Here is a 14,377-nt window from a genome sequence, read left to right on the forward strand (position 1 = left end):
AACCGGGCGCTGTGGTGTTTCAGGAAAACCGCGTGCTCTGGATTGACGACTGCTGCGCAGCCGGACGCAGGCTGCGCCAGCTGCTACAGGTTACGCGTGGTGTTTAGAAGAGGCGTGCGAGCAGGGCGGTGACGGCGGTTTCGACGCGCAGAATGCGCTCTCCCAGCTGCACCGGTTGCAGGCCGGATTTGCCCAGCAGGTCGATTTCGTAGGGAATCCAGCCGCCTTCGGGGCCGATGGCCAGGGTCACCGGTTCGCTCAGGGCGCGGGGGCAGGGCGGGTAGTTGCCGGGATGGCCGACCAGGCCCAAGGTGCCTTCGCTGATGGCCGGCAGGCGGTCTTCAACGAATGGCTTGAAGCGCTTCTCGATGGTCACTTCGGGCAGCACGCTGTCCCGGGCCTGTTCGAGACCGAGGATCAACTGCTCGCGAATCGCTTCCGGCTCCAGAAACGGTGTCTGCCAGAAGCTCTTCTCGACGCGGTAGCTGTTGACCAGCACCACACGCGGCACTCCCATGGCTGCAACGGTCTGAAACACCCTGCGCAGCATTTTGGGCCGTGGCAGGGCCAATACCAGTGTCAGTGGCAGCTTGGCCGGCGGCGGCTGGTCGAGGGTGACGCGCAATTCCGCCTCGTTGGCTTCCAGACGCAGCACTTCGGCTGCGCCCATCAACCCGCCAATCCGCCCGACGCGCATGCTGTCGCCGACTTCGCAGCGATGGACTTCCTGCATGTGGGTCAGGCGTCGATCACGCAGGATCACCCGGTCGGCCGCAATGAAGTCGGCCTCTTCGAGGAGCAGCAGGTTCACGCTTGGGTCGCTGGCGGCTGGTCGTTGTGGTCGTCAGCCGGCTCATCGTCCGGATGTTCGCCGCGTTTGCTGATCAGCCCGCCAAACAACACGCCGATCTCGAACAACAGCCACATCGGTACTGCCAGCAGGGTCTGCGAGAAGATGTCCGGAGGGGTCAGGATCATGCCGACCACGAAGCAGCCGATGATCACGTACGGGCGGATCTTCTTCAGGTATTTGACGTCGACCACGCCGATCCACACCAGCAGCACCACGGCCACCGGGATCTCGAACGCCACGCCGAAGGCGAAGAACAGCGTCATGACGAAATCGAGGTAGCTGGTGATGTCGGTCATCATTTCCACGCCGGCCGGGGTGGCGGAGGCGAAGAACTTGAAGATCAGCGGGAATACCAGGAAGTAGGCGAAGGCCATGCCGGCGTAGAACAGCAGGATGCTGGAGATCAGCAGCGGCACCGCGATGCGTTTTTCGTGCTTGTACAGGCCCGGCGCGATGAAGCCCCAGATCTGGTGCAGGATCACCGGAATGGCCAGGAACAGTGAGACCATCATCGTCAGCTTGAGCGGTGTCAGGAACGGCGATGACACGTCGGTGGCGATCATCGTCGCGCCCGCCGGCAGGTACTGGCGCAGTGGCGTCGAGACGAAGGTGTAGATCTGCTGGGTGAAGGCGAACAACCCGGCGAAGATGATGAACACCGCCGCTACGCAGCGCAGCAGACGGGTACGCAGCTCGGTAAGGTGCGAAACCAGCGGCATGTGCTGGTCGTTTTCAGGAAGATCGCTCATGGGGCTCGCGGCGGCAGTGTGGGGTCTTGAGGGGCAGGCGCGACGGGCGCGGCCGCAGGTACCACGGGTTCGACCGATGTGGCTGCGGCTGGCTCAGCTGCAACCGGCGTAGCCGCAGTTGGTGAAGCTTCGACTACAGGCGCCGCAACTGTCGGAGTGGCCTCCGGCTGAACCGGCGTCGGCTCCTGCTGGGTCGGCGTGAAAATCTTCCGCGCCTCCTGCTCCAGCGACAGAATGTGTTCGTTGTGCAGTTGCCGACGAATCTCGTCGGCACCGATTTCACGTTCAACTTCCTGTTTGATCGCATTGAAGCTGCGCTTCAGGCGTCCGACCCACAGGCCTGCGGTGCGCGCAGCGTGCGGCAGGCGCTCGGGGCCCAGCACCAGCAGGGCGACGAGGCCGACGAGCAGCAGTTCAGAGAAGCTGATACCAAACATTAGTCAGTGCTCACACGTCTTTGCGGATCGGCTCTTCGACCTTCTGCGCCTGCACGTCGATGGTGTGCGGCTGGTTCACGGACTGTGTGGCCTGTGGCTGAACAGGTGGAACCGGTTGCGCCGGGGTCACGGTCGGATCGGCCGGTTTTTCGTCGTCGTTCATGGCCTTGCGGAAGCCCTTGATCGATTCGCCGACGTCAGTGCCGAGGTTTTTCAGTTTCTTGGTACCGAACACCAGTACGACCACAACCAGGATGACGACCCAGTGTTTCCAGTCAAAAATACCCATGGTGCTGCTCCTCTCTAATAATTGTTCAGGCGGACGGACGCGAGGCTTTCTCTACGTGTCCGGAGAGACCGAAGCGACGGTCCAGTTCATCGAGTACAGCCTGTGGATGCTGCCCCAATTGGGCGAGCATGACCATGCTGTGGAACCACAAATCGGCGGTTTCGTAGATCACATCGCTGCAGTCGCCACTGACGGCGGCGTCCTTGGCGGCAATGATGGTTTCGACCGATTCTTCGCCGACTTTTTCCAGAATCTTGTTCAAACCCTTGTGATACAGGCTGGCGACATACGAGCTGTCGGCGGCGGCGCCTTTGCGCTCTTCCAGTACCTGGGCCAGACGGGTGAGTGTGTCACTCATGGGTGTGTCCTGTGGAGTAGATGGAGTGCGGGTCCTTGAGGACCGGATCGACGGTTGTCCAGTCGCCGTTCTCGAAGACGCGATAGAAGCAGCTTTGACGACCGGTATGGCAGGCGATATCGCCGATCTGCTCGACCATCAGGATGATGACATCGGCGTCGCAGTCCAGGCGCATCTCGTGCAGGGTTTGCACGTGGCCGGACTCTTCGCCCTTGCGCCACAGTTTGCCACGCGAGCGCGACCAGTAGATGGCGCGGTTCTCGGCGGCGGTCAGTTCCAGCGCTTCACGGTTCATCCAGGCCATCATCAGGACGCGCCCGGTCTTGTGATCCTGGGCGATCGCTGGCACCAGGCCATCGGCGTCCCACTTGATCTCGTCCAGCCAGTTGGTCATCTTCGGTTCCCGAAGCAGCTGCAAGCTTTGAGCTTCAAGCTGCAAGTTAAAGCGGATTCGTTGGTTGTTGCCTGATCTTAACGCTTAAGCCGCGCCGACATAACCCAAACACAAGTATCGCGCAGCCCACTTGAAGCTTGAGGGCTGGAGCTTGCAGCTTACTCCTACCGACGCACGACCAGATACAAACCGACGGCCATCATGATTCCCGCAGGCCAATAAGCCAACTGATTCAGCGGCCCACCAGCAGCTAGGATGGCGCCGCCGGCCAGATGAGCGGTTCCCAGCAGACGCAGGAACCAGTCGTCGCGGCGTCGGTGCCACGGTGGCGGTGGATCGCTGGCGTGAGGCTGGGACATGCGCTCGAGCAGGTCGCGGGTCATGTTGGCCAGGTGCGGAATCTGTTCGATCTGGCTCTGCACGTTGCCGAACAGGGCCTTGGGGCTGACCCGCTCGCGCATCCAGCGCTCGAGGAAAGGCTGCGCGGTGTTCCACAAATCGAGGTCCGGATACAGCTGACGACCCAGGCCTTCGATGTTCAACAGGGTTTTCTGCAGAAGAACCAGCTGCGGCTGCACTTCCATGTTGAAGCGGCGCGCGGTCTGGAACAGGCGCATCAGTACCTGACCGAAGGAAATGTCCTTCAACGGCTTTTCGAAGATCGGTTCGCACACGGTACGGATCGCCGCTTCGAATTCGTTGAGCTTGGTTTCCGCCGGTACCCAGCCCGAATCGATGTGCAACTGCGCGACGCGGCGGTAGTCACGCTTGAAGAAGGCGAACAGGTTGCGCGCCAGGTAGTCCTGGTCTTCCGGGGTCAGGCTGCCGACGATGCCGCAGTCGATCGCGATGTACTGCGGGCTCCACGGGCTCACGGTGCTGACGAAGATGTTGCCGGGGTGCATGTCGGCGTGGAAGAAACTGTCGCGGAACACCTGGGTGAAGAAGATCTCCACGCCACGCTCGGCGAGCATTTTCATGTCGGTGCGCTGGTCGGCCAGGGTGGACAGGTCGGTGACCTGAATCCCGTAGATGCGCTCCATCACCAACACTTTCGGTCGGCACCAGTCCCAGTAGACCTGGGGCACGTAGAGCATCGGCGAGCCTTCGAAGTTGCGCTTGAGCTGGCTGGCGTTGGCCGCTTCGCGCAGTAGATCGAGTTCGTCATAGATGGTTTTTTCGTAGTCGCTGACCACGTCCACCGGGTGCAGCAGACGCGCGTCGGCCGAAACCTTTTCGGCGGCGCGGGCGAGGATGAACAGCCACGCCAGATCCTGAGCAATGATCGGCTTGAGGCCCGGGCGGATCACCTTGACCACCACTTCCTCACCGGTTTTCAGCTGCGCGGCGTGGACCTGCGCCACCGAAGCCGAGGCCAGGGGCTCGACGTCGAAACGGCTGAACACTTCGCTGATCTTCTTGCCCAGCTGCTCTTCGATCAGCTTGACCGACAGCTTGGAGTCGAACGGCGGCACGCGGTCCTGCAGCAGCATCAACTCGTCGGCGATGTCTTCGGGCAGCAGGTCGCGGCGGGTGGACAGGATCTGCCCGAACTTGATGAATATCGGCCCCAGATCCTGCAATGCCAGGCGCAGGCGCGCGCCACGGCTCAGGTCGAGGGTCTTGCGCGGGAACCAGCGCCACGGCAGGGCGTAGCGCAGCACCAGCAGGAACCAGGGCAGAGGCAGATCGAACAGCAGGTCATCGAGGCGGTAGCGGATCACGACGCGCTGGATGCGCAACAGACGGCGGACGGCAAGCAGCTTCATGCGTTATCGCTTGGGTCGAGGGATCGGGAAAGGCGCTCGAAACGCGCCTCGAGTCGTTCCAGATCGAGTTTGATCCGGTCCAGTTCACTGAATCGGGCTTCGGCTTCGCGCTGACCGACGAGGGCGCGCGATTCTTCGGCCAGGTATTCGGCGAGGTTCTGGTTGAGGCTGGCAAATCCTTGTTGATACCAGCGCGCGCGGCTGCGCAAGTGACCGCCCACCAGTTGGGTGGCGACCGGGCCGAGCCAGCGCGAGAGTTCGTACTCCCAGTCCAGCTCAAGGTCCTGAAGGATTCCCGCCAGTTCCAGCAGCACACCGCTGTCGCCGTCGAGTTCGACTTCAGGGGCATGCAGCACCGCGGTCTTGTCCTTGCTCATCGCCAGTTTCACCAGGCTCGAAGCCGGTGCACGCAAAGTGCAGTCGGCGCCGGTTTCCCACTGAGAGGCGAGCAGCAGGCCTTCGTCGCTGGGCAGGATGAACAGTTGCAGCGCCGGGCTTCTGCAATCGACGGCAATCACCTTGCCGCTCAAGTGCGCGAGCCTTGGCAGCGCCGTGCTGTCGAGACGCAGCACCCGGTTCAGGCCGAGTTCAACGCTGGCGAGCAGTCCGGCGAGCAGCATCAGGGCTTGATGCCGCGATGCAGGGCAACGATGCCTGCGGTCATGTTGTGATAGGTCACGCGGTCGAAACCGGCCTCGACCATCATCGACTTCAGGGTTTCCTGATTCGGGTGCATGCGGATCGATTCGGCCAGGTAGCGATAGCTTTCCGAGTCGTTGGTGATCAGCTTGCCCATCAGCGGCATGAAGGCGAAGGAGTAGGCATCGTAGGCCTTGGACATCAGCGCGTTGGTCGGCTTGGAGAACTCCAGCACCAACAGGCGGCCGCCGGGCTTGAGTACGCGCAGCATGGAGCGCAGGGCGTCTTCCTTGTGCGTTACGTTGCGCAGGCCGAAAGCGATGGTCACGCAGTCGAAATGGTTGTCCGGGAACGGCAGTTTTTCCGCGTCGGCCTGGACGAACTCGACGTTGCCGGCCACACCCAGGTCCAGCAGGCGGTCACGGCCGACCTTGAGCATGGACTCGTTGATGTCAGCCAGCACCACTTGGCCGGTAGGGCCGACCAGGTGGGAGAATTTGCGGGTCAGGTCGCCCGTGCCGCCGGCGATGTCGAGCACACGGTTGCCGGTGCGGACGCCCGACAGTTCGATCGCGAAACGCTTCCACAGGCGGTGCATGCCGCCCGACAGGAGGTCGTTCATCAGGTCGTATTTGGCAGCTACCGAGTGGAAAACTTCAGCGACTTTTTCCGCTTTCTGGCTTTCCGGAACGTTTTTGAAGCCGAAGTGAGTGGTGGGTTCGGCATCGCTGCCTTTGCGCTGATCAGTCATATCGCTGTCACCAAGAGAGAATGCGCGACATTCTAATCCCCAAGGGATGCTTTGTCTTGGAATGGCTAAAGGTAAGATGGGCAACCTTCGGGACGATTTGCCGCAGCGGCGGTCAAGATTTACCGACAAGCATTCATAAAACAGGAGTCATCCAATGGCCCATATCAGTGTTGAGCGTGCCCACAACCTGGGCAAGGAAGCAGCCCGCGAGAAAGCCGACAAGCTGGCGCAGAAACTTTCCGACCAGTACGGCCTGGAGCCCCAATGGTCCGGGGACACCCTGAACCTCAAGCGTTCGGGTGTGAAAGGCGCGGTGCACGTGGCCGACGATTCGATCCGCGTCGACGTGGAGCTGGGCCTGATGATGTCGGCCATGAGCGGCATGATCAAAGCGGAAATCGAAAAGGCGCTGGACAAGGCGCTGGCCTGATCCGACCCCTTCTCCTGTAGGAGCGAAGCTTGCTCGCGAAAGCGGTCTTCCTGACGGCAAAGATGCTGCGGATGTTCCGGTCTCTTCGCGGGCAAGCCTCGCTCCTACATCCATCTCGGGGCACGCAAATGTTGCGGTTGTTAGGGTGCCCTTTCTAATTTTTCTCCCTACTTTGTGCCAGAGCCCGACACTTTCGCGGGCAGTTCCTCAAACCTTCTGCGCGTGAGGTGGACCATGGCCAAAGTAATTTTGAAGAAAAAAATCGACGCTTCGACATCGGCTCTGAGCGACGTCAAATCCTATGCCCGCAAGATCTGGCTGGCAGGTCTTGGTGCCTACGCCAAGGTTGGCCAGGAAGGCGCCGACTACTTTCAGGAGCTGGTGAAGACAGGTCAAGCTGTTGAAACCAAAGGCAAAAAAGTAGTCGCCGAAAAGCTCGAAGCCGCGAACTCCGAGATCGCTGAAGCGAAGAATGAAGTGAGCACTTTCAAGGGTCGTGTCGAAGTTCAACTCGACAAGGTCGAGAAAGCATTCGACTCGCGTGTGGCAAGCGCCTTGAATCGTATCGGCATTCCGTCTAAACATGACGTTGAGACACTCTCTGTCAAGCTCGATGAGTTGACGGCATTGCTCGAACGCGTCGCGCGTAAATCTTAAGGAGAACGGGATGGCTGTTAAAAAGAACACCGAAAAAGAAGGCAGCTCGTGGATCGGGAAAGTAGAAGACTACTCCCGAAAAATCTGGCTGGCTGGTTTAGGCGTGTACTCGAAGATCGACACTGACGGCAGCAAAATCTTCGATGCATTGGTTAAAGACGGCGAGAAAGCCGAGAAGGCAATCGGCAAGAAAGTCGACACAGCCAAGGACAGCGCCAAGGACTCCGCTTCTTCGGCCAAGTCGCGCATCAGCGGTGTGAAAGACAAGGCGCTGGGCAAGTGGGATGAGCTGGAAGGCGCTTTCGACAAGCGCCTGAACAGCGCCATTTCGCGTCTGGGCGTGCCGAGCCGCAATGAGGTCAAGGCACTGCACACCAAGGTCGAGAAACTGACCGCGCAAATCGAAAAACTGACCGGTGCCAAGGTTGCGCCTGTTGCGGCGAAAACCGCTGCGGCCAAACCTGCTGCCGCTGCCAAGCCAGCCGCCAAAACTGCAGCCAAGCCACTGGCCAAACCTGCTGCCAAGCCAGCAGCGAAAGCCGCGGCCAAGCCTGCTGCCAAAACCGCTGCTGCAAAACCTGCCGCAGCCAAAACAGCGGCCAAGCCGGTAGCTGCCAAAGCGGCCGCCAAGCCAGCTGCAAAACCTGCAGCCAAACCAGCAGCAGCCAAACCTGCAGCGGCGAAAACCGCAGCGGCCAAGCCGGCAGCCAAGCCAGCAGCAGCGAAACCTGCTGCCGCCAAGCCAGCAGCCAAACCTGCGGCTGCGAAAAAGCCAGCAGTGAAAAAGCCGGCTGCTCCGAAAACTGCCGCCGCCAAGCCAACCGCGGCCGCCGCCAAACCGGCAACTCCAGCGGCCTCGGCCGCACCGGCTGCACCGGTCAGCGCATCGAACTCCGCAACCGCGCCGACCCCTGCCGCCACCCCGACTGCCGCGCCAGCTTCATCGACGCCAACCAGTCAGTCCTGATTCCTCAGGGCTCAAAAAAACGCCCGGCCTGCCAAGGTCGGGCGTTTTTTTATCCATGAAAACGCAATTCCTGTAGGAGCGAGCATGCTCGCGATGGAGGCCCAGACACCGCGGGGTGTCAGGTTTCCCGCGTTATCGTTGGCGACCATCGCGAGCGTGCTCGCTCCTACAGAAAGCGGGTACGCATCAGCCGTCGAGGTATTGCAGCGCCAGCTGTTCGGTCGCCACCTTGATCGGCGGCAGCAGGTGCGGCGCCACCAGCATCATGATCTGGTAAACCACCAGCCGCACCTCGCCCTCACGGTCGAGAATCCGCTGATAGTCCAGCGAGAACAGCAGGGTCATGGTGATCTGCTCCACCAGTTGCCCCAATGCCTGGGTGTCGCTGACCAACTGCCCTTGAGCCTTCAGCCGCGCCAGCAACGACGCCAGGGTACGCTTGAGGGCGTTGAGCAGGTTGCGAATGCCCTTGGCCAGCTTCGGCAGGCGCCCGGCCAGGTTCGACAGGTCCTGGAACAGGAAGCGGTAGTGGGAAAGGCGTTCGACGATCAGGTGCAGGAACAGCCAGTAATCATCAGGGCCCAGCTCGGCGTCGAGCGGCGGGTCGAGCAGCGGTGTCAGCTCGGCCTGGAAACGCTCGAACAGCCCGAGAATCAGCGGCTCCTTGCCGTGGAAGTGGTAGTAGAGGTTGCCCGGGCTGATGCCCATTTCGTTGGCAACTTCCATGGTGGAGACATTCGGTTCGCCCTTCTCGTTGAACAACTGCAGGGCACATTCGAGGATGCGGTCGCGGGTTTTCATCCAGTCTTCTTAATGTTCGGGTCCATGCCACGGCCGACAGCGGCCGTGGGTCGCTTGAACGTCAGCGCACGCGCACGTAGGTGCCGGGTGCGGCTTCCATCGGTGGATAGTTCTGGTTGCCCAGAGCCATGACGGTTTCCTTCTGTGTCCCCGAGCGTTCCTGAATCCAGCTCAGCCATTGCGTCCACCAGCTGCCGTCGACCTGTTTCGCATCGTAGTACCAGGCCCGTGGGTCGCTGCTCAGCTTGCTGCCTTCGACGTAGTTGGCTTTCGGGTTGCCCGGGGGGTTGAGGATGCTCTGCACGTGTCCGCTGTTGGACAGCACGAAGCGGCGCTCGCCCCCCAGCAGCAGGGTGGAGCGATACACCGCATCCCACGGCGTGATGTGGTCGTTGATGCCGGCAACGCTGAAGCTGTCGACCGTGACTTTCTGCAGGTCGATCGGCGTGCCGCACACTTCCAGACCGCCCGGATGGCCCAGCGGGTTGTGCTTGAAGAAGTCCAGCAGGTCGCCATGCAGGGCCGCCGGCAGGCGCGTTGTGTCGTTGTTCCAGTAGAGGATGTCGAACGCCGGCGGCTCCTTGCCCAGCAGGTAGTTGTTGACGAAGTAGCTCCAGATCAAATCGTTGGGGCGCATCCAGGCGAAGACCTTGGCCATGTCCCGGCCGTCGAGCACGCCTTTCTGATACGAGCGGCGTTTCGCGGATTCCAGGGTCTGTTCGTCGGCGAACAGGGTCGCCGGAGAGTCCAGCTGGCTGTCGAGCAGGCTCACAAGGTAAGTGGCGCTCGAGACCCGGCGCATCTGCCGCTTGGCCTGCAGGTGGCCTTGCAGCGCGGCGATGGTCAGCCCGCCGGCGCAGGCGCCCATCAGGTTGACCTCGCGGGCGCCGGTGATCGCCCGGCAGACATTCATGGCTTCTTCCACCGCTTCCACGTAGCTCGACAGGCCCCATTCGCGGTGACGGATATCCGGGTTGCGCCAGCTGATCATGAAGGTTTGCAGGCCGTTCTTGAGCGCGTACTTGACGAAGCTGTTGTGTGGGCTCAGGTCGAATATGTAGTACTTGTTGATTTGCGGCGGCACCACCAGCAGCGGTTTGGAATACTGCTTTTCGCTCATCGGCTTGTACTGGATCAGCTCCAGCAATTCGTTGCGAAACACCACTGCACCAGGGGTGGTGGCCACCGTCGTGCCGACTTCGAAAGCCTGCTTGGTGGTCTGCCGGGGCAGGCCGTCGTTGTGCAGCAGGTCGTCCACCAGATGGCCGATCCCGCGCACCAGGCTGTTGCCGCCGGAATTGAAGATCTCCTTGAGCGCCAGCGGATTGAGCAGGCTGTTGGACGGCGACATGGCGTCGTTGAGCAGGGAGAAGACGAACTGGGCCCGGGCGCGATCGTCCGGGCTCATGTTGCTCTCGTCGATCCAGCTCCTGACCTGCTTCTGCCAGGCCAGATAGGCCTGCAGGCTGCGACGATAGAAAGGATTGAGGCTCCAGGCCGGATCGGCGAAGCGACTGTCATGGGGGTTGGTCGGGTGCAGGGTTTCACCCAGAATCACGCGGCCCAATTGGCCGCCCAGTTTCAAGGCGTGCCGGGCGCTGTGCACCGGGTGGCGTAAACCATGGGCGGCGACGCTGCGCAGCGTTGAAAACAGATCTCGGCCACGCAGGCCGGTGATCGCGCTCTGTGCGTTGATGAACGCGGCTGGGGAGGGCGCCAGGTCCCTCGCTGGTTTGTCACGCATCAGTCAACACTCCTTCGTCTTCAGGCCAAATCAAATACACCGAACCAGAACACCATAGACGCAGTATCGGGTTGTTGCGCGGCGCGGCGTCCTGCCGGGCGATGACTAGTCGGTCAGCCGCCCAAAGGCGCCGGACGCGGATGCATCACCGCACGCTGCCGCTCCTCCTGGAGAAACTTCATGATGATCGGTGCCACGGCCTCTGCCCGAGTAATCAGGAACAGGTGGCCGTCGTCGATGATGTGCAGCTGGGCGTTGGGAATCCGCCAGGCCAGCAGGCGCATGTTGACCAGCGGAATCAGCGGGTCGTCGTCGCCGGCCAGCACCAGGGTTGGCTGTTTGATCTTGTGCAGCCAGTGAATGCTGGTCCAGCCAAGCCCGGCGAACAGTTGCCAGTAGTAACCCAGCTTGCCCGCCGAACGCACCTTGGCGGCGTGGTTCGCGGCCAGCGTCGGGTCGCGACGGAACGCGCCGCCGTAGATCATCGGCGCGATGCGGATCACGTGGGAGGGCTGGATGTAGCGGCGCGGGCTGGCCATCATCCACAACACTTTCGGTTTGCCCGGCACCATCACCGCGCCCGCAGCGGTGGCGGCCAGCACCAGCTTCTTGCAGCGCTCCGGATAGTCATAGGCGAACTGCTGGGCCAGCGCGCCGCCCCAGGACACCCCGATCGCATTGACCTGACCGTAGTCGAGGTAATCGAGCATGCGCGCGGTGAGTTTCGCCAGGCCCGGAAACCGGTACGGGCGACTGGGCGTCGACGAGCCACCGACACCGGGAACGTCGAAGGCGATGACTTCCAGGTCCGGGTCCAGCGCCGCGACGAACGGAAACACCAGCTCCAGGTTGGCGCCGATGCCGTTGAAAATCAGCAAGGGCGTCAAGTGAGGCTTGCCGGGGCGTACCGCCGTGCGGAGGGTCTGGCCATCCAGTTCGACGGTACGGAATATGAACGGTTGCGGCATGCTCTGGCCCTGTTTCTCTCGAATTCGTCCCCGTCCGCGCCCCCTGTAGGAGCGAGCATGCTCGCGATGGACGTCAACGATAACGCGGGGCATCTGATACCCCGTGATGTTCTGGAGTCCATCGCGAGCGTGCTCGCTCCTACAGGAGGCGGGCGAGGTGTGTCAGTTACCGCTCATGTACGTAAGTACCCGGCGCTGCTTCGCCCGCCGGATATGCCTTGTTGCCCAGTTTCAGCGGCGCCTTTTTCAGCGCGCCCGAACGTTCGGCCATCCAGGCCTGCCAATGCAGCCACCAGGAGTCGGTGTGCTTGGTGGAGTTCTCTTGCCATTCCTCGGCAGTGTCCGCCACTTCGCTGTTGGTCATGTAACGGGATTTCGGATTGCCCGGCGGATTCAGGATGCTCTGGATATGTCCGCTGCTGGACAGCACGAACTCGACGTTGCCGCCAAACAGGTGCGCCGACTTGTAGCAGGACTTCCACGGAGTGATGTGGTCCGTGGTGCCGGCCAGGGAGAAGATGTCGGCCTTCACTTGCTTGAGGTCGATCGGCGTGCCGCACACTTCCAGTGCGTTCGGACGGATCAGCGGGTTGTTCTTGAACAGCTCGATCAGGTCGCCGTGGAACGCCGCGGGCAGGCGCGTGGTGTCGTTGTTCCAGAACAGGATGTCGAACACCGGCGGCTCGTTGCCCAGAAGGTAGTTGTTGACCCAGTAGTTCCAGATCAGGTCATTGGGGCGCATCCAGGCGAAGACTTTCGCCATGTCGCGGCCTTCCAGTACGCCCGCCTGATAGGAGTGGCGCTTGGCGGCCTCCAGGGTCTGCTCGTTGACGAACAGGGCGACGTCGGTGTCCAGGGTGGTGTCGAGCACGCTCACCAGAAGGGTGAGGGCGTTGACCTTGTTCTCGCCGATCGCGGCGTAGTGGCCCAGCAGCGCGGTGCAGGTGATGCCGCCGGAGCAGGCGCCGAGCATGTTCACGTCTTTGCTGCCGGTGATCGCCGTGACCACGTCGACCGCTTCCTTGAGCGCCTCGATGTAGGTCGACAGGCCCCACTCGCGCTGCTCCTTGGTCGGGTTGCGCCAGCTGACGATGAAGGTCTGCACGTTGCTGCGCAGGCAGAAGCGCGCCAGGCTTTTTTCCGGGCTGAGGTCGAATACATAGAATTTGTTGATCTGCGGCGGCACCACCAGCAGCGGGCGCTCGTGGACCTGTTCGGTGCTCGGCTTGTACTGGATCAGCTCCAGCACGTCGTTGCGAAACACCACCGCGCCTTCGCTCACGCCCAGGGTCTTGCCGACCTCGAACGCACCCATGTTGACCTGGCTGGGCATGCCGTTGTTGTGCACCAGATCCTTGGCCAGATGGGAAAGACCGTCGAGCAGGCTCTTGCCGCCGGTTTCGAAGAAGCGCTTGACCGCCGCCGGGTTGGCCGCGCTGTTGGTCGGGGCCATGGCTTCGGTCATCAGGTTGATCACGAAGTGCCCACGGCTGACGTCGTTGGGCGGCAGGTTACTGTCGTCGATCCAGTCGTGAAGCTCCTTGCGCCACGCCAGATAGGTTTGCATATAACGTTTGTAGAGCGGGTTCTGGCTCCAGGCCGGATCGACGAAGCGACGGTCATCGCCTGCCGGTTGCAGCCCGGATTTGCCGAGCAGTACGTTTTTGAGTTCCAGACCGAAATGCGCGACATGCTTTGCGCTGTGAATCGGTTGTTTGATGGCCTGTCTGAGCACCATTCGAGCAGAAGCCAGTAGATCCTTTCCACGCAGCCCAACGACAGGATTCAGACCCAGGGTGTTTTCCGAGGCCTGATACTTCAAGTCATCGTTATTCTCTTTACTCATCTACGACGCTCCATTGTCCTGAGACGAGTACCGGGTCCTGCTGTGTAGTCCACACAGCGAATGCCAGGTACTACTACTCGGGTGACCGTTGATACTGCACCGCTGCTTTTATTCGCAGAGAGCACTGCAGGGAACTTGCCAGTTCCATTGGTTACCCGAGTTTAATTTTTTTCGCAAGCAGGCCTGTTGCTTGCTTTGGAGCGGAGCATTCAAACAGATGAAATTAGAAAATGCCTTCTAATGAACGAGAGGCACGGGCTAGAGCATCAGCTTGACGACAGATTCGTTCGGGTCGCGAGTTTTTCCGGCGGCTTTGAGCTCGGCCAGGTAGTCCTCCCAGAGTGCGTCATGACGTCGCCCCAGTTCATAGAGGTATTCCCAGGTGAACAGGCCGCTGTCGTGGCCGTCGTCGAAGGTCAGTTTCAGTGCGTAGTGACCGGCCGGTTCCAGCTTGCTCAGGCCGACGTTGATCTTGCCGAATTGCAGGATGGGTTTGCCGTGGCCCTGGACCTCGGCGGAGGGAGAGTGCACCCGCAGGAACTCGGCGGGCAGGGTGTATTCCTCGCCGGACGCGTATTTGAGCGTCAGGGTTTTCGAGGCTTTGTGCAGTTTGATGTCGGTGGGGATCATGGCCGGATATCCGTCGTTTGCAGAACCTGATGTGGGAGCGGGCTTGCTCGCGAATGCGGTGTGACAGTCAATGTGATGTCGACTGACACTTCGCC

17 protein-coding genes are annotated in these 14,377 nt (G+C 61.3%); 3 read left to right on the forward strand and 14 right to left on the reverse strand.

Going from position 1 to position 14,377, the window contains the following annotated elements; genetic code table 11:
* Window positions 1-103 precede the first annotated feature (103 nt).
* The 9 genes from ACW9JE_RS21780 to ubiE all read right to left on the reverse strand — a co-directional run bounded on the left by ACW9JE_RS21780 (window position 104) and on the right by ubiE (window position 6,239).
* The gene (locus tag ACW9JE_RS21780; protein WP_224539449.1) at window positions 104-811 is read right to left on the reverse strand and encodes a 16S rRNA (uracil(1498)-N(3))-methyltransferase; all 708 of its coding nucleotides are present in this window, start codon (window positions 809-811) and stop codon (window positions 104-106) included.
* Window positions 808-1,602 carry a twin-arginine translocase subunit TatC gene (gene tatC, locus ACW9JE_RS21785; protein ID WP_224539451.1) on the reverse strand — a complete coding sequence of 265 codons (795 nt, stop codon included), beginning with the start codon at window positions 1,600-1,602 and terminating at the stop codon, window positions 808-810. The genes ACW9JE_RS21780 and tatC overlap by 4 nt, the downstream gene beginning before the upstream one ends.
* Window positions 1,599-2,039 carry a Sec-independent protein translocase protein TatB gene (gene tatB / locus ACW9JE_RS21790; RefSeq protein WP_224539453.1) on the reverse strand — a complete coding sequence of 147 codons (441 nt, stop codon included), beginning with the start codon at window positions 2,037-2,039 and terminating at the stop codon, window positions 1,599-1,601. Before tatB ends, tatC begins: the two co-directional genes overlap by 4 nt.
* Window positions 2,040-2,049: 10 nt before the next feature.
* Window positions 2,050-2,328 (reverse strand): twin-arginine translocase TatA/TatE family subunit, encoded by a 279-nt coding sequence (locus tag ACW9JE_RS21795; RefSeq protein WP_457433910.1) that lies wholly within the window; start codon window positions 2,326-2,328, stop codon window positions 2,050-2,052.
* A 25-nt stretch (window positions 2,329-2,353) separates the two neighbouring features.
* On the reverse strand, window positions 2,354-2,686 hold the full coding sequence (locus tag ACW9JE_RS21800; RefSeq protein WP_007952422.1) for a phosphoribosyl-ATP diphosphatase: 333 nt from the start codon (window positions 2,684-2,686) through the stop codon (window positions 2,354-2,356).
* A complete protein-coding gene (hisI, locus tag ACW9JE_RS21805; protein ID WP_457433911.1) occupies window positions 2,679-3,080 on the reverse strand; it encodes a phosphoribosyl-AMP cyclohydrolase in 402 nt (133 codons plus the stop codon). The genes ACW9JE_RS21800 and hisI overlap by 8 nt, the downstream gene beginning before the upstream one ends.
* A gap of 164 nt (window positions 3,081-3,244) precedes the next feature.
* Window positions 3,245-4,849 (reverse strand): ubiquinone biosynthesis regulatory protein kinase UbiB, encoded by a 1,605-nt coding sequence (gene ubiB, locus ACW9JE_RS21810; RefSeq protein ID WP_457433912.1) that lies wholly within the window; start codon window positions 4,847-4,849, stop codon window positions 3,245-3,247.
* Window positions 4,846-5,469, reverse strand: a complete 624-nt coding sequence (locus ACW9JE_RS21815; RefSeq protein ID WP_224539461.1) for a ubiquinone biosynthesis accessory factor UbiJ — start codon at window positions 5,467-5,469, stop codon at window positions 4,846-4,848. Before ACW9JE_RS21815 ends, ubiB begins: the two co-directional genes overlap by 4 nt.
* The gene (ubiE, locus tag ACW9JE_RS21820; RefSeq protein ID WP_007989286.1) at window positions 5,469-6,239 is read right to left on the reverse strand and encodes a bifunctional demethylmenaquinone methyltransferase/2-methoxy-6-polyprenyl-1,4-benzoquinol methylase UbiE; all 771 of its coding nucleotides are present in this window, start codon (window positions 6,237-6,239) and stop codon (window positions 5,469-5,471) included. The genes ACW9JE_RS21815 and ubiE overlap by 1 nt, the downstream gene beginning before the upstream one ends.
* A gap of 154 nt (window positions 6,240-6,393) precedes the next feature.
* Here ubiE and ACW9JE_RS21825 point away from each other — a divergent pair, with 154 nt between their 5' ends.
* From ACW9JE_RS21825 to ACW9JE_RS21835, 3 genes are all read left to right on the forward strand, one after another.
* Window positions 6,394-6,669, forward strand: coding sequence for a polyhydroxyalkanoic acid system family protein (locus ACW9JE_RS21825; protein ID WP_224539463.1), 276 nt, complete (start codon window positions 6,394-6,396; stop codon window positions 6,667-6,669).
* A 234-nt stretch (window positions 6,670-6,903) separates the two neighbouring features.
* On the forward strand, window positions 6,904-7,326 hold the full coding sequence (locus ACW9JE_RS21830) for a phasin family protein (protein WP_224539465.1): 423 nt from the start codon (window positions 6,904-6,906) through the stop codon (window positions 7,324-7,326).
* A 10-nt stretch (window positions 7,327-7,336) separates the two neighbouring features.
* Window positions 7,337-8,293, forward strand: a complete 957-nt coding sequence (locus ACW9JE_RS21835) for a phasin family protein (RefSeq protein ID WP_224539467.1) — start codon at window positions 7,337-7,339, stop codon at window positions 8,291-8,293.
* A 186-nt stretch (window positions 8,294-8,479) separates the two neighbouring features.
* On the opposite strand, the gene ACW9JE_RS21840 is transcribed toward ACW9JE_RS21835, so the two are convergent.
* The 5 genes from ACW9JE_RS21840 to ACW9JE_RS21860 form a co-directional block, all read right to left on the reverse strand.
* Window positions 8,480-9,094: a TetR/AcrR family transcriptional regulator gene (locus ACW9JE_RS21840; protein WP_224539469.1), complete on the reverse strand. Its 615-nt coding sequence runs from the start codon at window positions 9,092-9,094 to the stop codon at window positions 8,480-8,482.
* 61 nt (window positions 9,095-9,155) lie between these two features.
* Window positions 9,156-10,838: a class II poly(R)-hydroxyalkanoic acid synthase gene (gene phaC / locus ACW9JE_RS21845; RefSeq protein WP_224539472.1), complete on the reverse strand. Its 1,683-nt coding sequence runs from the start codon at window positions 10,836-10,838 to the stop codon at window positions 9,156-9,158.
* Window positions 10,839-10,951: 113 nt separating this feature from the next.
* A complete protein-coding gene (phaZ, locus tag ACW9JE_RS21850; RefSeq protein ID WP_224539474.1) occupies window positions 10,952-11,806 on the reverse strand; it encodes a poly(3-hydroxyalkanoate) depolymerase in 855 nt (284 codons plus the stop codon).
* Between the two features lie 166 nt (window positions 11,807-11,972).
* Window positions 11,973-13,652, reverse strand: coding sequence for a class II poly(R)-hydroxyalkanoic acid synthase (phaC, locus tag ACW9JE_RS21855; protein ID WP_224539475.1), 1,680 nt, complete (start codon window positions 13,650-13,652; stop codon window positions 11,973-11,975).
* 258 nt (window positions 13,653-13,910) lie between these two features.
* Window positions 13,911-14,282 carry a gamma-butyrobetaine hydroxylase-like domain-containing protein gene (locus tag ACW9JE_RS21860; protein ID WP_224539478.1) on the reverse strand — a complete coding sequence of 124 codons (372 nt, stop codon included), beginning with the start codon at window positions 14,280-14,282 and terminating at the stop codon, window positions 13,911-13,913.
* Window positions 14,283-14,377: the final 95 nt, after the last annotated feature.

This window comes from Pseudomonas sp. SDO55104_S430, from assembly GCF_054070595.1.